The 21054-nt window shown below is 51.5% G+C and carries 22 protein-coding genes; 17 read left to right on the top strand and 5 right to left on the bottom strand.

Annotated features, from left to right (window positions below; genetic code table 11):
• Positions 1 to 1070 (top strand): alkaline phosphatase D family protein (locus tag AC6R0L_RS05730; protein ID WP_500628543.1); only part of this gene is annotated, 1070 nt, incomplete at its 5' end.
• 123 nt (positions 1071 to 1193) lie between these two features.
• On the top strand, positions 1194 to 1652 hold the full coding sequence (locus AC6R0L_RS05725; protein WP_500628542.1) for a tellurite resistance TerB family protein: 459 nt from the start codon (positions 1194 to 1196) through the stop codon (positions 1650 to 1652).
• A gap of 15 nt (positions 1653 to 1667) precedes the next feature.
• Here the strand turns inward: AC6R0L_RS05725 and AC6R0L_RS05720 are convergent, their stop codons facing one another.
• Both AC6R0L_RS05720 and AC6R0L_RS05715 read right to left on the bottom strand, forming a co-directional pair.
• Positions 1668 to 3077: a sigma-54-dependent transcriptional regulator gene (locus AC6R0L_RS05720; protein WP_500628541.1), complete on the bottom strand. Its 1410-nt coding sequence runs from the start codon at positions 3075 to 3077 to the stop codon at positions 1668 to 1670.
• Complete coding sequence (locus AC6R0L_RS05715) at positions 3074 to 5245, bottom strand: sensor histidine kinase (protein ID WP_500628540.1); 2172 nt, start codon at positions 5243 to 5245, stop codon at positions 3074 to 3076. Before AC6R0L_RS05715 ends, AC6R0L_RS05720 begins: the two co-directional genes overlap by 4 nt.
• A 175-nt stretch (positions 5246 to 5420) precedes the next feature.
• On the opposite strand from AC6R0L_RS05715, the gene dctP reads away from it, so the two are divergent.
• From dctP to AC6R0L_RS05700, 3 genes are all read left to right on the top strand, one after another.
• The gene (dctP, locus tag AC6R0L_RS05710; RefSeq protein ID WP_334552455.1) at positions 5421 to 6428 is read left to right on the top strand and encodes a TRAP transporter substrate-binding protein DctP; all 1008 of its coding nucleotides are present in this window, start codon (positions 5421 to 5423) and stop codon (positions 6426 to 6428) included.
• A gap of 116 nt (positions 6429 to 6544) precedes the next feature.
• Positions 6545 to 7159, top strand: coding sequence for a TRAP transporter small permease subunit (locus AC6R0L_RS05705; RefSeq protein ID WP_500628539.1), 615 nt, complete (start codon positions 6545 to 6547; stop codon positions 7157 to 7159).
• 10 nt (positions 7160 to 7169) lie between these two features.
• Positions 7170 to 8579: a TRAP transporter large permease gene (locus AC6R0L_RS05700; RefSeq protein WP_334552457.1), complete on the top strand. Its 1410-nt coding sequence runs from the start codon at positions 7170 to 7172 to the stop codon at positions 8577 to 8579.
• An 80-nt stretch (positions 8580 to 8659) separates the two neighbouring features.
• Here AC6R0L_RS05700 and AC6R0L_RS05695 read toward each other — a convergent pair whose 3' ends face one another.
• Positions 8660 to 9190, bottom strand: coding sequence for a 3'-5' exonuclease (locus AC6R0L_RS05695; protein WP_487901174.1), 531 nt, complete (start codon positions 9188 to 9190; stop codon positions 8660 to 8662).
• A gap of 349 nt (positions 9191 to 9539) precedes the next feature.
• Between AC6R0L_RS05695 and AC6R0L_RS05690 the strand changes: the two genes are divergently transcribed.
• The 10 genes from AC6R0L_RS05690 (at position 9540) to AC6R0L_RS05645 (ending at position 18523) form a co-directional block, all read left to right on the top strand.
• Positions 9540 to 10172 carry a DUF2760 domain-containing protein gene (locus AC6R0L_RS05690; RefSeq protein WP_487901173.1) on the top strand — a complete coding sequence of 211 codons (633 nt, stop codon included), beginning with the start codon at positions 9540 to 9542 and terminating at the stop codon, positions 10170 to 10172.
• Entirely contained in the window at positions 10172 to 12043 is a 1872-nt protein-coding gene (locus tag AC6R0L_RS05685) for an Hsp70 family protein (RefSeq protein ID WP_500628538.1), read from the top strand. The genes AC6R0L_RS05690 and AC6R0L_RS05685 overlap by 1 nt, the downstream gene beginning before the upstream one ends.
• A gap of 74 nt (positions 12044 to 12117) precedes the next feature.
• Entirely contained in the window at positions 12118 to 14937 is a 2820-nt protein-coding gene (locus AC6R0L_RS05680; RefSeq protein WP_500628537.1) for an Hsp70 family protein, read from the top strand.
• A 45-nt stretch (positions 14938 to 14982) separates the two neighbouring features.
• Positions 14983 to 15669, top strand: coding sequence for a DNA-3-methyladenine glycosylase I (locus AC6R0L_RS05675; RefSeq protein WP_500628536.1), 687 nt, complete (start codon positions 14983 to 14985; stop codon positions 15667 to 15669).
• A 188-nt stretch (positions 15670 to 15857) separates the two neighbouring features.
• Positions 15858 to 16085, top strand: coding sequence for a hypothetical protein (locus AC6R0L_RS05670; RefSeq protein WP_334552463.1), 228 nt, complete (start codon positions 15858 to 15860; stop codon positions 16083 to 16085).
• 87 nt (positions 16086 to 16172) lie between these two features.
• On the top strand, positions 16173 to 16721 hold the full coding sequence (locus AC6R0L_RS05665; protein WP_500626151.1) for a septation protein A: 549 nt from the start codon (positions 16173 to 16175) through the stop codon (positions 16719 to 16721).
• A gap of 95 nt (positions 16722 to 16816) precedes the next feature.
• A complete protein-coding gene (gene yciA, locus AC6R0L_RS05660) occupies positions 16817 to 17212 on the top strand; it encodes an acyl-CoA thioester hydrolase YciA (RefSeq protein ID WP_334552465.1) in 396 nt (131 codons plus the stop codon).
• 90 nt (positions 17213 to 17302) lie between these two features.
• Entirely contained in the window at positions 17303 to 17599 is a 297-nt protein-coding gene (locus tag AC6R0L_RS05655) for a YciI family protein (protein WP_500628535.1), read from the top strand.
• A gap of 5 nt (positions 17600 to 17604) precedes the next feature.
• Entirely contained in the window at positions 17605 to 18003 is a 399-nt protein-coding gene (locus tag AC6R0L_RS05650) for a GspS/AspS pilotin family protein (RefSeq protein WP_487901245.1), read from the top strand.
• A gap of 298 nt (positions 18004 to 18301) precedes the next feature.
• Positions 18302 to 18523 (top strand): hypothetical protein, encoded by a 222-nt coding sequence (locus tag AC6R0L_RS05645; protein WP_500628534.1) that lies wholly within the window; start codon positions 18302 to 18304, stop codon positions 18521 to 18523.
• Here AC6R0L_RS05645 and AC6R0L_RS05640 read toward each other — a convergent pair.
• On the bottom strand, positions 18515 to 18763 hold the full coding sequence (locus AC6R0L_RS05640) for a DUF1289 domain-containing protein (RefSeq protein WP_500628533.1): 249 nt from the start codon (positions 18761 to 18763) through the stop codon (positions 18515 to 18517). The two genes, AC6R0L_RS05645 and AC6R0L_RS05640, sit on opposite strands and share 9 nt — an antisense overlap.
• A 171-nt stretch (positions 18764 to 18934) precedes the next feature.
• Between AC6R0L_RS05640 and AC6R0L_RS05635 the strand changes: the two genes are divergently transcribed.
• Positions 18935 to 19381 carry an META domain-containing protein gene (locus tag AC6R0L_RS05635; RefSeq protein WP_487901166.1) on the top strand — a complete coding sequence of 149 codons (447 nt, stop codon included), beginning with the start codon at positions 18935 to 18937 and terminating at the stop codon, positions 19379 to 19381.
• 122 nt (positions 19382 to 19503) lie between these two features.
• Here the strand turns inward: AC6R0L_RS05635 and AC6R0L_RS05630 are convergent, their stop codons facing one another.
• Positions 19504 to 20091: a TfoX/Sxy family DNA transformation protein gene (locus AC6R0L_RS05630; RefSeq protein WP_487901165.1), complete on the bottom strand. Its 588-nt coding sequence runs from the start codon at positions 20089 to 20091 to the stop codon at positions 19504 to 19506.
• 375 nt (positions 20092 to 20466) lie between these two features.
• Here AC6R0L_RS05630 and AC6R0L_RS05625 point away from each other — a divergent pair.
• Positions 20467 to 21054: HDOD domain-containing protein (locus AC6R0L_RS05625; RefSeq protein WP_500628532.1), on the top strand; the 588-nt coding region annotated here is incomplete at its 3' end.

Raw genomic sequence — 21054 nt, 5'->3', positions numbered from 1 at the left:
TACCGACCATTCCCGAGCAATGGCAAACCACGTTTGAGCACGAAGCCAACGTCATGGAGGCGTTTGTGGAGGGCTTGCCCAAGGTAGCACGGTTGTTGGCTCATATTCCCACTTACATGATTTTCGACGACCACGATGTCACCGATGATTGGAATTTAACCGTCGGCTGGGAATATCAGGTCTATCAGCACCCCTTTTCCAAACGGATTATTGGCAACGCGCTGATCGGCTACTGGTTGTGTCAGGGTTGGGGCAATGAGCCCGACCATTTTGACGCCGAGTTTATCAGTCTAGCGCAGCGCTATTTTGAAGATCCCGTCCCCCAGAATCACGATGCTTTTATCGCGCATTTGCTCAGTTTTGAGCAGTGGCATTACACCATTGACACCTCGCCAAAGGTGGTGGTGCTCGATACCCGTACCCGCCGCTGGCGCTCGGAATCTAGGATGAACAAACCGTCAGGTTTGATGGATTGGGAAGCGTTGATGGAACTGCAACAAGCCTTGCTCCATCAAGAAAAAGTGATCATCGTTTCTCCTGCGCCTATGTTTGGCGTCAAATTTATCGAAACGCTGCAACGCATTGTTACTATGTTAGGTAAACCTTTGATGGTGGATGCGGAAAACTGGATGGCGCACCCGGGCAGTGCCAACACCTTACTGAGTATTTTCACCCATACCCAGACGCCGACCAACTTTGTTATTCTCTCTGGCGATGTGCACTACTCTTTCGCTTATGACATAGAGTTGCGCTTTCGTAAAAATAGCCCACACCTTTACCAGTTCACCTGCAGTGGCTTTAAGAGCCAGTTCCCAGAGCCCTTATTGGCGATCTGCGATCACGCTGACAGACTGCTCTATTCACCGCGCTCGCCACTCAACTGGTTTACCAAACGTAAGCGTTTGAAGGTTCGTAAACGTGATCCTGATTGCCAGGGACTGCGCAGACTGATTAATGCGAGCGCGATTGGCGAGCTCCACCTCGATGAAAAAGGTGCCCCCAAATCGATCGAAATTTTGACATCTGAAGGCAAGCGCATCGCTTTTCCACCCATAAAGCCATCCCGTTAATGACCCGACTTCATCCACTAGGTGCTCTTAGGTGGCGTTAAGTAAGGATTGTGTAAAGAGGCTTGTGATCGCCGTCAATCATCACTATGTATATATCATATCGAATGTATTGAGGTCACAACGATGATGAATGCGCTAGCTAAACTCTTTAAGCAATTGGTGGAAGGCAAAGACTTAGGAGAGCAATCAAGCCAAGATCCGCATCTGGCGATCGCCTGTTTGCTGTCCGAAGTGGCCGGTGCCGATCACCAAGTGAGCGAGGAAGAGGCCCAAGCCAAACAGCAATTGCTGTCGCGTCTAGTCGGGATTGATCACCAACAAGCAACCCACCTCCTATCCCGAGCAAAAGAGACGACGCAGCACTCTGCCTCGCTGTATGATTTTACTTCCCAACTTCGTTCACTCAGCCAAGAGACGCGTTTTGAGTTGATTCAAGCCATGTGGCAAGTCGCACACGCCGACGGCAACATCGACCCACTTGAAGACGCCGTGATCAGAAAAACCGCTGAACTCTTGTATGTGGATCACAGCGAGTTTATCCGCGCCAAATTATCGGTCATCGAGGACAATGACGGCAAATAACCTAGCGGCTCGTTTTTAATCCACAAAGTCACGGCGCTGGATATCGTATTGCGTCATTTTGTTGTTAAGTGTGCGTCGTGGCAGTTCCAATTCGTCCATCACTGCTTGCACGTTACCTTTATGGCGTTTAAACGCTTGAACAATCACCTGCCGTTCAAAGCTGTGCACGCGATCCGCGAGGTTGTTTGAGCTCAGGCTCGGCGTTAGCGGCTCCGTCCCCAGTACGCTGGCCAAATTGACGCCCTGGCCGATACCCAATACATACCGCTCGGCACTGTTTTTCAACTGTCGCACATTGCCGGGCCACTCTTGTTCACACAGTAGCAAACTCTCCTGGTCGCTGAGTGGTTGATAATCACGTTGGTATTGCATCGCGGCTTTGCGTGCAAAAAATTCGAACAAGAGCGGAATGTCTTCACGGCGATCGGCCAAATCTGGCAAATGCAGTTCCATGACATTGAATCGGTAATAGAGGTCCTCACGAAACTCGCCCCGCTCAGACGCCTGCTTGAGATCGACTTTAGTCGCCGCGATCACCCACAAATCCAATGCGATCTCTTGGTTAGAACCGACTCTTTCCACTTTCCTCTCTTGCAACACACGCAGCAGCTTAATTTGAAAACTGATCGGCATACTCTCTATTTCATCAAGAAACAGCGTCCCTTTGTTCGAGTGCTCAATTTTCCCGATGCGCTTAGACTGAGCGCCGGTAAACGCGCCCTTCTCATGGCCAAACAGCTCACTTTCAAACAAATTGTCCGGTATGGCGCCGCAGTTGACCGCCACAAAGGGATGATCACGCCGTGCGCTCACCTCATGTAAACATCGCGCCACCAGCTCTTTACCGGTCCCGGTCGAGCCATTGATCACTGTATCCACGGGAGTTTGCCCGAGCATTAAGATCTGCTGACGAAGGGCATTCATTACTGGCGACTCGCCAATCATTCTGCTTTCAAGCGTGGGGCGCTGACTGAGTAAACGCTGCAAGTTCCGGTTTTCCAACACAAGCCGCCGCTTCTCGCCTGCGCGCTGAATTCTGTCGATCAACAAATCTGGCTCTACCGGTTTTTCAATGAAGTCATACACACCACCGCGCATCGCGTCGACCGCCATTTTCACATCCCCGTGCGCCGTTACCAGCAGCACCGGAATATCACTGTCGATGGTTTGTACTGCCTTGGCAAATGCTAGACCATCCATTTTTGGCATTCGGATGTCAGACACCACCACATAATGGCTTTGAGCATCAATGGTAGCCAAGGCGCTCTGCGCATCGGCGAAATCTCGCACGGTCAATCCGGCCAGCTGCAACCACTGTTTGGTCGCTCGGCGGATTGCACTTTCATCATCAACCAAGATGACTTCGGGCGGCAAAGAGTGACCAAGCGTCGCCAACTCGTCTGACGGGGGAAAAGAGTGTGTCATGAGGAACTCCTTAATTCTGTTTCAGGCGATTCGGCGCACTGGAGTTTCAACTGAAACTCGCAGCCCTTGTCGGCAGCAATCACCTCCAACTGCCCACCAAACTCTTCGACAATCGTGCGTGAGACGGAGAGCCCTAAACCCACCCCCTTCCCTTCCGGTTTGGTGGTAAAAAATGGCTCAAACAGACTCGCCAAGTGTTCCGCCGCGATGCCGGCGCCATTGTCGGTCACCGAGAGCAACACCTCGCTGCCCTGCTGCCAAGCGCAAATCTGAATCTTACCGAGATCTCGATGCCCGTTTGCGTCGCCTTCTTTTGCGGCATTGGCGTCTTCAGCAATCGCATCGGCGGCATTGCGCAGCAGATTCACTAAAACTTGCTCCAACTTGATCTCCTCCGCGCGCACAAGCAGCGGTGATTCGGGCGGCTGCCAATCGAGTACAATCCGATGTTTGTCTAACCTAGGTTGAACCACCACCAGCGCGTTGCGCACTGACTGCGCGATATCAACGGGCGATAGCGCGCTGACCGACTTGCTGGCAAAGTGCTTCAAGCGTGAGATGATTTTCGTCACGCGGCGTATAAGGTGGTCGATCTCGTCAAGATTCTCTTGCGCCATCTCATAGCCACCGCGCTCAACCAATAATTGGGTACTGGCTAAATAGGTCAACGTGGCTTGCAATGGCTGACTGATTTCGTGCACCAACTCCGCAGACAGTTGACCCAACGCGGCCAATTTTTCTGCCTGAATCAACTCTTCGTTGGTTTGGCGCAAGATGTTTTCCGTACGGATACGCTCTTCGATCTCTCGTTTGAGTTGCGAGTTACTCTGCCTGAGGGCGTTGGTGCGCTGCGCCACCCTCCATTCGAGCTGCTGCTGATGGCGAAAACGGCTCATCAAATAGAGCGCCACCAGCGCGAACACCGTCGCTAGCAAGGCGGAGACGATCATCGCGTTGTATTTGCTTTGGGTAAGGTCTTGCAGATCGCTGAGGTAGACCAATCGCCATCCGAGCGCACGAATATCGCGTTGATGGAGAACGTAGCGTGTCGCGACGCCATCCTCGCCGCGAAGATCCAACACCGTTTTTCCTTGTGGTGAGCTGGGCAAAGCCGTATAGCTCAGCGGTTCAATCGGGTGATTGGCGTACTTTTGTGCTTGGCGTAATGCCTCTCGGACTTGGTCAGAAATCGCGCCCAAGGTGCGGTATCGCCAATGCGGCTGACTGGCCAAAAAGATCACACCGTCAGCATCACTGACCCAAACCCCTTCGCCACCTGCACGCCAACTCGCTTCTAATTGAGACATGTCCACTTTGAGGACAGTGACACCAACAATCTGGTTTTCGACGCGAACAGGACGAGAGAGAAACAGACCCGGTTCACCTGTGGTCACGCCAATGGCAAAAAATCGACCATTGCGGCCCGTCATCGCCTCGGTAAAGTAAGGGCGAAAGTGGTAATCATGGCCGACAAAGCTGCCCTCTTGGTTCCAGTTGCTACTGGCAAGGACTCGCCCTGATTTGTCCATTAGATACAGTGCATCCGCACCCGATTCACTTTGCCACTGAGCCAGTTTTTGGTTCACTTCGTCAATCAGCCGCGTTTTCTCTGGCGTTGCCAGTAGCCGCTGCACTTCATCATCTTGCGCGGCAATAAACGGAAGATAGTGAAAGCGTTGATACTCAGCCTCAACGGTCGAGGCGTAGAGGTTCAGCCTCTCTTCACCGACGGTATCAAGCTGCGCAAAATGTCGTGTCTCAATACTCTCGATCCATAACCGCGCCATAACAATAGCCAGTACCGTTGCAATCACCACGATCCAGACCGTGACTTTTCTACTGCTCTCGAGGTGCAGCGCCCACCACGCCGGTTTACTGACCATGATTTCCCTTATCTGTTGTACGACGACGATTGTGCCTTTCACTGAGCTTGAGCAATTCAAAAGCCGCGCCAGCCTGCGCTCTCTGCCACTTAGCAACAAGCCTGATGGACGCGCGACGGTGCGACTCTTAATAGGCACCCAAATAGCACTCTCTGCCATCGGCCAAATTTGGCGCATCCAATGACTCAGCTCCCACAAGGATGAGCCAAATTTGGCCGATTTTCTTGTTGCTGCGTCTAAATTGCGCCGTTCATCACGCCAAGTCGGCTCGCTCAGCCCTTTCATCACCGGGCGGGGCGCAAACAGTTAACATTATCACAACAAGTTGGCAAACCCCTTGCTATACCCAATGGGTCACAACAAAAAACGGAGCGCCGTGTTAAGCAGGCTAAACCTGTCGCGCCCACCTTTACCCTACACGACTGGTGACCAGTCAAATCAATACAACAAGGATGAAAGAATGAAAACTCTCAACGCCACGTTAATCACCGCCCTCGCATTAAGTGGGTTTGTCGCAACGGAAGTGAGTGCAGCTACCGAGTGGAACGTCTCTCTGTGGGGCAAACGCCGCGCTTTTACCGAAAACGTCGAAAAGCTGGCTGAGCTGGTCGAGGCGAAAACCAACGGCGAGTTCAAGCTCAATATTTCTTACGGTGGCTTATCAAAAGCAAGAGAAAATCTCGATGGCATCTCTTTTGGCGCGTTTGAAATGGCGCAGTTTTGTGCCTTCTACCACGCAGACAAAAACCCCACCATCACGGTGGCAGAGTTACCCTTCTCTCAAGATGTATCGCTTGGCCGCGTGAGCGAAATCTACATGGAACTGTTCAAGCATCCGGCCGTGGTTAAGGACCTCGCTCGCTGGAATGCGACGCTCCTTATGCCTACACCAATGCCGCAATACAACATCGTCAGTAAAGGGGATCCGCTGACGTCACTGGAAGACTTTGACGGTCTACGTGTCCGCGGCCCGGGCGGTATCATGGGTGTGCTGAGTAAACTGGGCGCGATCAAAACCGGTGTTCCGTTTGCCGAAGTTCGTCAGTCCATGGACTCCAATGTTATCGATGCGGCTTCATTTGCGCCGCACGCGCATCTCGCCACCAACTCCTACAAAGTGGCGACGTGGGGCACCACCAACCTCAACTTAGGTTCTGCTAACTGTCCTGTGGTGGTCAACACCGAAGCGCTAGAGATGCTCAAACCCAGTCACCGTGAAGCGCTGCTTGGCTCTGTGGATGAAGCGCTCGATTTCTACGTTCAAAACTACGAACAGAACACCACCGCAAAATACGAAGCCGCAGTTAAAGCGCAAGGTTTGACCATGGTGACGTTCAACGCCGAACAAACCGAGCAGTTGAACACGCTCTCTGAGTCCGTACGTCAAGAGTGGGTGGCGCAGTACAAAGATCAGTTTGACTCTCAAGCGGTCCTTGATTTCACCGCTGGGTTATTCGCACAAAAGTAACTGAACATTAAGCTCGTTGGGCTCAATCTGAGCCCAACGTTTCCTGCTTCACCTTGATTTTATTTTGATGACGTTAATCACTTTTCGATGAATGTCTGAGACAAAAGGAGGCCGAAATGTCGGCTGCTGCGTCCGTACGAGAAGATCACTCTCTGCTCAGTCGAGTGGATCGCTGGTTCTTCCGTTTTGAATCGCTACTGAACTTACTCGGTGGCATCACCATATTTTTATTGGTTTTTCTTGCCACCGTGAACATCTTGGGCCGTTGGCTGTTTAGTGCCCCTATCAGCGGTTATGTGGATTGGGTGGAACAAGCGATGGCGTTTATAGCCTTTCTTGGCATTGCCTACACTCAGCGAATGGGTGGCCACATTCGCATGGATATTGTTGTCGGCCAGTTTCGCGGTCGATGGCTGTGGTTTACTGAACTGCTGACGACCGCGCTGATGCTGTTGGTCACTTTCGTACTGATCTACGGCTCTTACCTGCATTTCTGGCGCGCTTACTCGATTGGCGACTCCTCACTCGACATCAATCTCCCCACGTGGCCAGCCAAATTAGTCGTCACTGCGGCGCTGTCGATTCTCGCCTTGCGTCTCTGTTTACAACTCTGGGGGTATGCACGTGCGCTAAGGCAAGGCGGCGACTCGCCAGTAGCCGTGCCTTTGATTGAGTCCGCTGCGGAAGTGGCGGCAAAAGAAGCTGAAAGTGTCAGCGGTCACGACAACTAGGAGCCTTATCTTGTCTGATTTATTTACTACGATGGGCAACATGGACAGTATCGAAATCGGTCTGTGGGTGTCCGGAGCCATGCTCCTGTTTGTTCTTCTCGGTGTGCGCGTCGCCTTTGCCGCTGCGATTGCGGGGTTTTTAGGTCTGGTTTGGATCTTCAGTGCCAAACTGGGTTTTGAGCGCGGCTTTATGGTTGCGATCAAAATGGCTGGCACCATCCCTCACTCTAAAGTGTCATCGCTGGCGCTCTCATTGATCCCTACCTTTATTCTGATCGGTTTTCTCGCGTATCACGCAGGTCTCACCAAATCACTATTTGAGGCAGCGAAGCGCTGGGTGGGTTGGCTCCCCGGCGGCATGGGGGTAGCGACGGTTTTCTCTACCGCAGGTTTTGCTGCGGTGTCCGGAGCATCTGTGGCTACCTCTGCGGTGTTTGCGCGTATCGCGGTCCCTGAAATGCTCAAACTCGGCTACGACAAGCGCTTTGCTGCAGGCGTGGTCGCTGCAGGTGGCACACTCGCTTCCTTGATCCCCCCTTCGGCTATTTTGGTGATTTACGCCATCATTGTTGAGCAAGATGTCGGCGCGCTGCTGATGGCGGGCTTTATTCCCGGATTAGTCTCGGCACTCATCTATGGCGGCTTAGTCATCTTCCTTGCGATGACGCGCAAAAACTTCGGTCCACCAGTGCGCGGCTACACTTGGAAACAGCGCATGGAGTCACTGCCTGCGGCTGCACCTATCTTCTTTGTTGTCGCCATCATCATGATCTGTATCTATGGTGGTGTGGGTACGCCCACCGAAGCAGGCGCGCTTGGCGCGACCGCCATTCTGTTTGTCGCACTCTATCACGGCAGTCGCTGGCAAGAGCTGAAAAGCTCAATGATGGAGACCGCGAAACTGTCGGCGATGATCTTTGCCATCATTTGGGGCGTGTTGATTTACGTGCGTTTTCTTGGCTTTGCCGATTTGCCGAGCGCCTTCTCAGACTGGATTGTCAGCCTTGAACAAAGCCCGATGCTGACACTGCTGCTGATCCTCTGCGCCTACGCCGTCCTTGGCATGTTTATGGACGCCATCGGCATGCTGCTGCTGACGTTACCTGTGGTCTATCCTGCCATTATTGCCTTAAACGGCGGAATGGATGTCGCCGCAGCAGACTCCGCCTTTGGTGTGTCTGGCATTGGCTGCGCAATCTGGTTTGGCATTATCGTGGTGAAAATGGCAGAGCTGTGTCTCATTACTCCGCCGATTGGCTTGAACTGCTTTGTGGTGGCTGGCGTGCGCCCCGAGTGCTCAGTACAAGATGTCTTTCGCGGATGTACGCCATTTTTTGTCGCCGATGTCATTACCATCGCGGTCTTGATCGCCTTCCCGAGCATCGTTCTTTGGTTACCGGAGTTGATTGGCTACGCGTAATCAACGCAAACAGGGAGCCTCGGCTCCCTGTTTGTTTCTCTCTATCGAATTGAATCTCGACACACGCTCAATCTCGCTCTCTAGAGCATGGTCAACGCCAATTTGGCAAGGTTGTAGGCATCGACATAGCCTGAGTGCTGGCGCCCTTCCCAGTCAATGCCTTGACTTTCTTGCGCCGCGCGATGCCCAATACGTTTGTCTTTCAGGCGATGCTGAATTCGATACAGGGTCGCAAGGTTGATGAACTCTCTGAACGGCATCTCAATGCCTTTCTCTGCGCACTCTTTCGCAAGGATCTGGTCATCTCGCCCCCATGAGGCATAAATCTTATTACTACCGCCAAAGTTTTTTATCATCGACTTGATCACCTCGGCTAACGGACGGCCTTGCTTATCAATTTTGCGCGGTGTAATGCCTGTCAGTTCCGCGCAAAACAGTGAAACTTCATCACGCTCGGGTTTGACATAGTATTGCGCTCGCTTAACCACCTCGCCTTTGGCCAAATCGATTTCCGCCAGACCAATTTCAATGATCTCGCCCGTGGTGCCGACACCGTTCTCATTCCAGCAACACATTTCTAAATCGAAACAGACTACTCGGTTGTGGTTCATGACTCGCCTTTAGGTTCGCTATTGTGACAGTAACAAAGCGCCGAATTTTACCCTAACTGGGCGCAAAACTCGACCTCGCGCTGACTAGCATTGCATCGCTTAAACCGATTTGGCACGATTTTATTTGCCGTTTCTGCGCCCGTTTTCACCATTCATTACGTTGGCATGGTTAAAAAGAGAGCAAATACATCGCCAAATCTGGTGCGAGTTTGCTTTGACACAAGCGGTTTCACTTGAATGTGTTATATTTGCCCCAATTTCATGTCAAATGATTGTGCCGCTGCCAAGGCAGCCAACACAGGCAGCCGTGTTTAGCTCGGCGCAAAATTTAGTTTCCAAGAGAATGATTATGACTTTCGATTTACAAATGATTCCTCAAACCTTCGACATGCTTCATGCCGGATTAACCGCCTCAAGCGTTCTACTGTTACTTGTTGCGGTTTCACGCAAGTCTAAGGTGATTGAGAAAGTGGTTGAAAAGCCCGTTGAGAAAATTGTCGAGATAGAAAAGCCGGTCGAGAAAATCGTCGAAGTTGAAAAAGTCGTTGAAGTCGAAAAGATCGTTGAGAAAGTGGTGGAAGTGGAGTCAAAACTGGCCACGGCGTCAACCGATTCCGCGATGCAGTTGCTTTCATTGTTACAACAAGAAGCGCGTTTAATTGACTTCCTCAAAGAAGACGTCAGTGCGTTTTCTGATGAAGAAGTTGGCGCTGCTGCGCGCGTCATTCACAGCGGCGGGCAAAAAGTACTCGCAGAGTACGTGACCCTTGAGCCGATTCGTCAAGAAGAGGAAGAGAGCCGCATTACTGTGGAAGACGGCTTTGATCCGCAAAAGGTTCGTCTAACGGGTAACGTGACCGGCCAGGCGCCGTTCCATGGCACTTTGGTCCACAAAGGCTGGAAAGCCAGCGCGATGACGCTGCCTAAGTTGGCGGATCACTATGATGCGTCGATCATTGCACCAGCAGAGGTGGAGCTGTAATGGAACAGACAACAAACGCACCGACCTTCAGTGTCGGTATTGACTTAGGCACGACTCACTGTGTCATGTCGTTTGTTGATACGCGCATCGAAGACGCGCGTGTCGAGGTGATGGCCATTCCACAATTGACGGCCCCGGGCACGGTAGAATCCCATAGTCAACTGGGTTCGTTTCTCTATCAGCCCCATGAGCATGAGATGAACCCTGCTGCGCGCGTTCTTCCTTGGTCTTCAGAACCTAAAGCCTTGGTTGGTGCTATTGCTCGTAACCTCGGTGCCAAAACCCCGATTCGCTTAGTGGCCAGTGCCAAATCTTGGCTTTGTCACGGCGGCGTAAACCGTCGCGACGCGTTTTTGCCCGCAGGTAGCCCGGAAGAGGTCGAGAAGGTCTCGCCTTTGCGTGCGACTGAGCTCTACCTTGAGCACCTCAAAGCGGCGTGGAATCATCGCCATCCTCAGTACCCGCTAGAAGAGCAAGACGTAACCTTAACGGTGCCCGCCTCGTTTGACCCTGCCGCGCGCGATTTAACGGCGGAAGCGGCGCGTCATGTGGGCCTCACACACCTCACACTGCTTGAGGAGCCTCAAGCGGCGCTCTACAACTGGATAGACAACAGCCAAGACGCGTGGCGTGATGAAGTTGAAGTCGGTGATGTGGTTCTGGTGGTCGATATTGGCGGCGGCACCACGGATTTGTCTCTGGTTGAAGTGACCGAAGAAGAGGGGAACCTCGCGCTAAACCGCATCGCGGTGGGCGAGCATATCCTCCTCGGCGGTGACAACATGGATCTGGCCCTCGCCTATCGATTAAAGATGAAACTTGCCCAAGAAGGCAAAGAGCTGCAACCTTGGCAAGTTCAAGCCATGACTCACGCCTGTCGTGATGCGAAAGAAGCGTTGCTCAACGATGCGGATCTGGCGAGCGTGCCGGTTGTCGTGCCGAGCCGAGGCTCCAAACTATTGGGCGCGACACTCAAAACAGAACTCACTCAACAAGAAGTGCAGCAAACACTGGTGGATGGCTTCTTCCCGCAAGTAGGGATTGATGAGCACCCGGTTCAACGTGCGCGCGGCGCATTGACCCAAATGGGTCTGCCGTACGCCCAAGATGCGGGTATCACTCGTCACATTGCGGCTTTTCTCGTCAAACAAGCAGGCGCACAAACTGGCCAACATGATTCAGAGAATACCATGCCATTTGCTGGTATTACGGGTATGACCCCTGCTCCGCTCAGCTTTATCAAACCTACGGCGCTGCTGTTCAACGGTGGCGTATTGAAGTCGCCTCTTTTGGCTGAACGTCTTGAGAGCACACTCAATAATTGGCTCACTGAGGCCAATGCCCCTGCGGCCAAGCGATTAACCGGTGTCGACCTTGATCTGGCGGTTGCCAGCGGCGCAGCCTACTATGGCGCGGTGCGTCGTGGTCAAGGCGTGCGTATTCGCGGTGGTATTGCCTCAAGCTTTTATGTCGGTATCGAAAGTGCCATGCCAGCTATACCAGGGATGGCGCCGCCGATGGAAGCACTGTGTGTGGCACCTTTTGGTATGGAAGAAGGCTCAAGCGTGGACGTACCCAGCCAAGCCTTTGGTTTGATCATTGGCCAGCCAGTCAACTTCCAGTTCTTCGGTTCGACCGTGCGTCGAGACGATCTGGCCGGCACTCACCTTGACCATTGGGGGCCAGATGAGCTCGAAGAGCTGCCGGAAATTCAGGTCACGCTGCCCGTCTCTGAAGGTCGTAGAGAAGGCGAAGTAGTGCCCGTCACCCTCTCTTCACGCGTCACTGAGCTCGGTACTTTGTACCTTGAAGCCATTGCCAATGATAACGGCCAAAAATGGCACGTTGAATTTGACGTACGCGAAGAATAATCCCATAACGGCATCCCTTGGATGCCGTTTTTACTCTGATTTCAACCTATCTGCACATTGAAAAGGTTTTCAACATGACCACGGCTCGTTATTTAGTGGGTATCGATCTTGGCACCACCAATACTGTGGTGGCGTATTGTGAGATCACCGCGGATCTCAACGCCTCCCCAGTGGCGCTGTTCGATATAGACCAGTTGATTGGTCCCGGTGAGGTGGTGCGTAAACCGCTGCTGCCCTCTTTTCGCTATCATCCCGCGAAGGGGCAGATTGGCGAACGCGATTTGACGTTGCCATGGGAACATCAGCCCGTCTCTGGCGATATGGATCAGGTCATTATTGGCGAATGGGCGCGTGAGCTTGGCGCGAAAGTGGAAGGTCGCCAAGTGGCCAGCGCTAAAAGCTGGCTCTCTCATCAAGGAGTCGACCGCCGCTCTGACATATTGCCTTGGGCGGGCGCCAGTGACGTCACCAAAGTGTCACCCTTAATTGCCAGCGCCAGTTACCTCAATCATATACGTCAAGCTTGGAATCACCGTCATCCGAGTAACCCGCTTGAAGCGCAAGATGTGGTGATCACCGTACCGGCCTCCTTTGATGAAACTGCGCGGAAATTGACTCTCGAAGCCGCCGAACTCGCAGGGTTAGACAAGGTGGTACTCCTCGAAGAGCCGCAAGCGGTCTGCTATGACTGGTATGCACGTCATCAAGAAAACGCCGCCGACGCGCTATCGAACGTACCTTTGATTCTCGTCTGTGATGTCGGTGGTGGCACCACGGATTTGAGTTTAATCTCCGCACAAGTCAGTGACGACCATGCGCTGACATTAAACCGCATTGGTGTGGGCGAGCACTTGATGCTCGGCGGAGATAACCTCGATCTCGCCCTAGCCCATTTGGCGGAGCAGCGTCTAAACAGCGGTAAAAAACTCAATGCGGCGTCGCTGTCCAAATTAATTCAGCAGACGCGCAGCGCCAAAGAGCAGTTGCTGAGTCGCCAAGCGCCCAATGATGTCAAAATCACCATGCTAGGCAGTGGCTCTAAGCTGCTTGGAGGCACTAAAAGTGTGGCGCTTGGCAAAGATGAAGTACACCAAATTGCGCTGGAAGGTTTTTTTCCACTCAGTGACATCAACGAGGGCCCAGACAAACGCCGCAGCGCTGTCGTCGAGTTCGGCCTGCCCTATGTTTCCGATCCTGCAGTGAGTAAACATGTCGCCGCTTTCTTGCAGCAACATCAAAGTGTCGCCCTTGACGCACTCAAGCACACATCCAGCACAGCACCAGACAACACGCCGGTCGTCCCCGTTGGCTTGCTACTCAATGGCGGTGTTTTTAACAGTGAACTTATCAGCGAACGATTAGAGACACTGCTTAGCCAATGGCGAGGCGAGCCAGTCCGACTACTGGACAACCCACACCCCGATTGGGCAGTGGCGCTGGGCGCCGTGGCATTTGGTAAAGCGCGCCGCGGTGCACAACTTAAGATCGGCGGCGGAGTCGCACGTTCCTATTTCCTCCATTTACCAGACAAACAACGTTTGGGCCATGCACTGTGCTTATTGGCCAAGGGCTCAGAGGAAGGCCAAGAAATCCGACTCACAGGACGTCGCTTTTCCCTGACTCTTGGCGAGCCGGTACGCTTCAATCTTCTGACGTCAACCCATGATCGCATTCGCGACGATCAAGCGTTGCAAAATGGAGTGATGGTTGACGTTGACCCTGACAAGCTTTCGCCTTTGCCTCCTTATGTCGTGACACTGGACAGCCAAGGGGCACAGTTGCACGCCAATCAAAAAGAGCGGGTCGAAGTTCAACTGGCGTGCCAACTGACCGAAGTGGGCACATTGAAGATGGAGTGTGTGAGCGTCGCAAACGAGCAGCAACGCTGGGCAGTAGAATTCGAAGTTCGTCATCAAAAAGAAGAACAGAAACCACACAGCCTGCACCCAAACTTACCGCACTGCCAAGCACTGATCAGCAAACTCTACAGCGCGAATAAAAAAAGTGCGGAGGAGGCGGACATTCGCACCTTGAGTAAATCCCTTGAACGTCAACTGGGCAAACGCGATGAGTGGGACTTCACCACGCTTCGGCAGCTGTTTGACACCTTGGCTCAAGGAAGAAAGCGTCGCCGCCGCTCAGAAGCACACGAGAAACAGTGGTTACGTTTGGCTGGCTATACGCTACGCCCCGGCTTTGGCGATGTCACCGATGATTGGCGGATCGAGCAAGTGTGGGGGCTCTACTCGCAAGCGATTCAATTTAAAAATCACCAAGGCTGGACGGATTGGTGGGTGTTCTGGCGCCGAGTGGCTGGCGGACTCAATCTAGAGCAGCAAGAGCAACTGCTCGCCGATATTGCTAAGTACCTGCATCCCGGTGCGATGAAAAACCCGCAATCGGCCAAAGCCGCGCAAGAGATGGGGTATGAGTCGATGGTGAGACTGGCCGCCTCTTTGGAACATTTAGAGGTGGAAGATAAGACGCTGCTGGCCAACTGGTTTTTAAGCAAAGCGCTCAATCAAAACCAGTTCAACGATGCCCACTGGTGGGCGCTAGGCCGCCTTGCTTCCCGTACTCCGCTCTATGGCAGTGCGCACAATGTGATTGCTCGGGAGCAGATTCAGCAATGGCTGCCCACCTTGCTTGACCAGCCTTGGCAACAAGACCGCATGGTGGCCTTTGCAGCCGTGATGATGTGCCGTAAAACCGGCGATCGCCAGCTCGATATCTCCGACGAATTTCGCGCCGAGGTCGTCGCGAAACTTAAACAAAGTAAGTTGCCTGAAGCTTGGATAACCCTGGTTGAGCACGTTAGCGAACTGTCAGACACAGAGTCAAAACGCGTGTTTGGTGACACACTGCCGCACGGGTTAACGCTGATTAAATCGTGATCGCTGAGCGTCATTGGCTCAGCGCTAAACACAAGGAATCATGGTATGACGATGGAAAAATTTACCCAGATTGAGGCGCGAGCAGCAGCGCGAAAAGGCGGCACCGCGCAGTTGGAATCTCTGCTCTCTCACCCGCTTTCTCGTGACGAAATCGCCGCGATACCCAACGATCGCTGGCTTTCCGCCTTTAGCATGAAGGTATTTCAAAGTGGCATCAGTTGGAAAGTCGTGCGCAACAAGTGGCCAAACTTTGAAGAGGTCTTCTTTGGGTTCAACATCGAACGGCTATTGATGCTAGGTGATGAGCATTGGGATGCCAAGTCTGAGGATGCCCGTATCATTCGCCACCACGCGAAAGTGAAATCGATACAAGCCAACGCACAAATGATCTACGAGGCTTCATTGCAACACGGTTCGTTTGGTCAGATGGTCGCGCAGTGGCCAAGTGAGCGTATCACCGAGCTTTGGGGGTACTTAAAAACTCATGGGCAGCGTCTAGGCGGCAACACTGGTCCTTACACCCTGCGCCAAATGGGGGTCGACACCTTCATTCTCTCCAGCGATGTGGAAGCCTATCTACGCCAATGCAAAATCATTGAAGGTGGCAAAGACACCAAGCGCTCGTTACATGCCGCCAGTGAGGCATTCACTCAATGGCAGCAAGAGAGCGGACGCAGCCTCACACAAATCAGTCAGATCATCGCATTCAGCACCGGCGATAACCGAATTTAATCTCAATTTGGTTCGCAATTTGAGACGTGCCAGTTTCATGACATATGCACTCTGGCACTCATATTATAATTCAAAGAGATAGACCTCATCGACAAGTTGGCACTCTCTATGCTTCGTCTCTACTAGTTCTAGACAAGGTTGAGTGAGGCATGGCCACACTGCGACCACAGTGAAAAACGAGGTCTGTTATGGAACATCATCGCCACACCTATTATCGCTTAATCCACCACGGTATTAAGACCCTAGTTCAAGACCGATTCGGCCACTACAGCGAACTCGAATATCACGAGTACCTTAATGTGATGACCGGTAAATCGAGCTGCTTTGCCATGAGTGACGAGGAGTTGCTGTTTACGGTCGAGAGCCTGCGGGAAGAGGGCTATTTAGAGGACTTCAAACGTCAGCTACCCCACTGAGTTGTTTCAGATTGTCACTAAGCCCTATGTCCGACGCTTGAATTTGGTTAGACTTAGGGCAATTTTACCCAATCATAGAATTTAGATATGAAACAATTGCTCGACTTCATTCCGCTGATCATCTTTTTTGCGCTGTATAAAATGGTCGACATTTACGCCGCCACCGGCGCTTTGATTGTCGCGACCGCTATCCAGATTGCCATTACTTATTTCGTCTACAAAAAAGTCGAGAAAATGCAGTTGATCACCTTTGTGATGGTTGCAGTATTCGGGGGCATGACCATCTTCCTGCACGATGACAATTTTATTAAGTGGAAGGTGACGATTGTCTACGCCGTTTTCGCGATTGGACTCGCGGTGAGCCACGCCATGGGTAAATCAGCGATCAAAGGCATGCTTGGTAAAGAGATCACTCTGCCCGACAGCGTGTGGGCTAAAGTCACATGGGCTTGGGTCGGCTTCTTTGCTTTCTGCGCCGCACTCAATATCTACGTCGCCTATGAGCTGCCGCTTGACGTCTGGGTTAACTTCAAGGTGTTCGGCCTTTTGGCGGCTACCTTTGGCTTTACGCTGCTTACAGGCGTCTACATCTACAAACAAATGCCTAAAGATGAGTCAAACACCAGCAACTCATAAGCTGACTTCACAGCGCAAAGTTTGCTAAACTGTTGACTTTCCAATTTAACAGCGGCCTCCCCGGTCGCTGTTTTGTTTGTCGATGTCCGCAAAATATGAACAATACCTACAATGCCCCAAAGGGCCAACTACTCCTTAGAACGTTAGCTATGCCAGCCGACACCAACGCCAACGGTGATATTTTTGGCGGTTGGATCATGTCTCAACTCGACCTTGCTGGTGGGATCCTCGCAAAAGAGATTTCCAGTGGCCGAATTGTGACTGTCTCGGTCTCTAGCATCACCTTTAAAAAGCCCGTCCGCGTCGGTGACGTGGTCTGCTGCTACGGCGAATGTAAGAAGATTGGCCGCAGTTCGATGAGCATTGATTTGCAAGTGTGGGTCAAACCCGTCAAAGAGCACGGCGTTGAAGACAGATACATGGTCTGTGATGCCACATTCAACTATGTAGCGATTGATAGCGAAGGGCGACCTCGTGCAATAGAGCGATGATTCGCTTCACAAATTGCTAGTGTCGGCGCGTCGTTTCCGCCACACTTAAGGTACATTAATTCCCTAGTCCACACGATAAGGATTTTGACTATGTGGTACGTCATTTTTTCTCAAGACGTTGAAGATTCACTCGAAAAGCGCTTAAGTGTCCGTCCTGCGCATTTAGAACGCTTGCAAGCGCTGCAAGACGAAGGCCGACTGTTAACCGCCGGTCCTATGCCTGCCATCGATTCAGAGAACCCAGGTGAAGCTGGCTTTACAGGTTCAACCGTCATCGCCGAATTTGACAGTTTAGAGCAAGCGCAATCCTGGGCGGATGCCGACCCTTACGTTACCGCTGGGGTCTATCAGTCTGTTATAGTTAAACCCTTTAAAAAAGTGTTTTAGTGGTCATGGCTATCCTGCGCCGCTCGGCGGCTTTGCTCGGGCTAATGGTAATGACGCTCGCGGGCTGTTCATCCAATGCGGAAAAGCAACGTAACCTCGAATTGCTTGCAGAGAACCGCGCGAGCGTGCTCTCTGCCGAACTGCCACTTGAGGCGGGGCCACTCTCCATCTTGCGAGCAAGCGCAAGTGGGACGACGATTGAAATCATGATGGTCTACAATACGGATGCTCGAGGCGCAAAACCCGCTTCACAACTGCTCAACCAAAGTATCAATGTCTACTGCACTAACCCAGACACCAAAGCCAATATGGAAGTCGGACTGAGTTATCGCATCAAGATTCGTAATACTCGCGGTCAGTTAATGATCGATGAATTGATTACGTCACAGCGTTGCCAATCCTAACAACAACGCCTATCCAACGCCTTGCTTATCGCAAGGCGTTTTTGATTGCCCCTCACACAAAAGTTGATTGCGTTAAGCAAAATAAATTATGAACTTTTTATTTCAATCACGGAGACTCAAGCGAGAAACAGAAGGCTAACTATTCCCGATGGTTACCTCATGATGTCTCTCTTTTGACCCACTCTAAAACACATTTTTTTTGAGAAATTTCCTCGATTCATCCCTTCGGCGCATTGACGTTTTTTTAACCAGTAACTAATTTTTCATATTAGTGTCATAACCGTGGAGGATCGCCCAAATGAAACGTGCTAGTAACTCGTACCGTCTGCAACTGATTAAAGAAGTCGCAACTCGGCAAGAACGCTTACACAGCGGCGATCCCATGGTGAACCATATCCAGCACATGTTAGATGCAAAACCCAAAGCCGATGCCTCCCCTGAGACAAATCGACGCTTTATCGGCTGCCATTTTGACGAACATGCAGGTGGTTGGGTGAGTGACCTGTGGGGACTAAAATAACGATTGTTGCGGATCGACAGGAGGCTCAGGTGGTGATGCGTCTGAGCCCTGTTTCTTGATTTTTCGCAGGTAGCGCTGACGGCAGAGCTTGATCACATGCAACTGCTGAGCGGGCGACATCGACAACCAGTTGAAACGTTCCTCACGCTTTCTCATGCACCCCTGACAGTAGCCACGTTCGTCCACGGTACACACACCAACGCAAGGACTGGGGACTTGAAAAAACTCGAGCTGCTCCATGGTACGCCTTATTTCACTCTGTCCGCTGCATCTTAGCTTGTTGATCACAAAGATAGTGAACAACCGCCGCTAAACTATGACTCACTTCTGACATTAACCGCTTGGTTTGCATTATACTTTTGCCAAGCACCGTCGCGTTTTGCGACACGTTTGATTTTTGGAGTTGATATCATGAAGCTTAGTCTAAAAACGCTATTTGCCGCAACCGCACTGCCCTTCGTCGTGACAGCGTGTGCAAGCAGTCTAGACGCCCCTACCCCAATCACAACGCAAGATCTTCAGCACCACAACTGGGAACTGCTTGCTGTCGACGGTCAAGCCATCAGCCTTGAAGAAGGTGAATCTGCGCCGCGTCTTGAAATCGGTGAGAAAATGACCGCGAACGGCCATGCTGGATGTAACAACTTCTTTGGTCAAGGTGAGTTAAAAGACAACAAGTTCCGCATTGGAAAAATGGGGATGACAATGAAGATGTGTGGTGATGACGCCATGCAAGTTGAGCAAGCCTTCTCACAAACACTGTCGGATTGGAGTGAAATGACTCTCACCAACCAAGGACTGGAGTTAAAAGGGGCTGCGCATACGCTCACATTCAAGCTCAATGACTGGAAAAACTGACCGAGTGTCTGTCTAGACATCGTTTGAACAGCAGATACATGAACGCCCCTCCAATTAGGAGGGGCGTTTTGTTTGGCTAATGTCTAAAACTGACTGCTATCCGCTCTTCAAGGCATCATGCGCTAACGGCAACTCTCCAACAGTTGCTGTTTGCGCGGCTCTTGAATGAGTTTCCAATGAATGCCGTCGATAGCGCCAGCAAACTTCCACAGCAGTTTCACATCCACATCGCTGCCGTACGCTTTCTTCACTTTGGCGTAGACCGTCGGCGCGCCGAGCTTGACGAAAGTATCCACATCATCGATGCCGGCTTTTTTCACCATTCGCTCCAACGTCAATTGCATGTTGGGCAAATCACGCAAGCGTTTATTGGTGGGAGACAATCTCAATTTTCTTGCCGCCAGCGCACCGTCGAGTGAACGATGAATTAATCGGTCAAGCTGAGGGTGCTCGCTCTCGAACAATCCAGTGATGTCGTAATAATTGACCGTCGCGGTGGTTTGCTTTTTCACATGAACGTATTTTTCACAGCCCAATGACATGAGACGTTGGTCAAGTGATGAACCACCACGCAAATAGATGGTGTTATCGCTGATCAGCACGAACATGGCGTCATCTTTAAACAACCCTACGCCGCCAAACATTGCACGCTTATAGTAGTCGCCAAACTTAGCGATATATTGAATGAACAATTGCTCTGTCATATCCATTGATCCTTAATCTAAAAACCCCGATTAGTAGTGATCACCAGATAGCAGCAGAAGAAAGCGAAAAAAGGAGTGTCAATCAAACGTTAGAGCTATATTTGTATTTGTTTGACTCACGACACTTAATCAGATGATAGTTAACGACGCAAAATAAGTCCGTGCCCAGTTCACATTTTTTAAATGTAACTAGGCGCATAAGCGGTTTTGGGGTGGTCAAAAGCTATTCAGAGTGAGGGCAACATGGCTTTTTTGTGCAAGATTACTGCGCAGCGAAAACAAACCGCGCTCCCAGTTCAATAGAAAAACGCAGTTCAGCAATTGCTAATCCAGACGCATCAACGGTAAACTGTGACGAGCGAACAAAAATAATGACAACGTATGAACCACTTATCTTTCTATTGGCTTCCAGAAAATAAAGAGCTCCTCATTCAAGGGATTGAATCTGAGTTCTCTGAGATGATCGAAAAAGCGATCAAATCGCGCAAAATTGCTCTGCCTCCGATCCCAGACGTTGTGCTCAAAATTCAGAAGCTCTGTACGTCAGACACCACAACGGTACTTAATATCGCCGACGCACTACTCGAAGACCCAGGCCTTGCCGCTGTGGTTATCCGTGTGGCGAACTCAGTGATCTTTAATCGGCGTAACATCACGTGCACCGATATTGTTACGGCCGTGTCGCGTTTAGGGATATTTCGCGTTCGCGATATTGTCACTGCACAAGCCATTGAACAACTCAAGCACAACGTCAACCTAAGTAAAAACTGCAAGCGCATGTTGGTCAATAGTGCCGCCAACTCCCGTGAGTTAGCCGCGACTATGGTCATGGTCGTCAAAGGCTTTCAGGAATCGGGCGAAAACTACTACGCCCACTTAGAGAGCGACAAAGCACTTCTGGCCGGTTTGCTTGCAGACATTGGCCTGTTCTGCATCGTAAATGAGTACCATCACTACCTTGAGCAAGGC

It is taken from the genome of Vibrio sp. R15-SG3-ISO1A (assembly GCF_059833955.1).
This window is presented reverse-complemented; position numbering and strand designations above follow the sequence as displayed.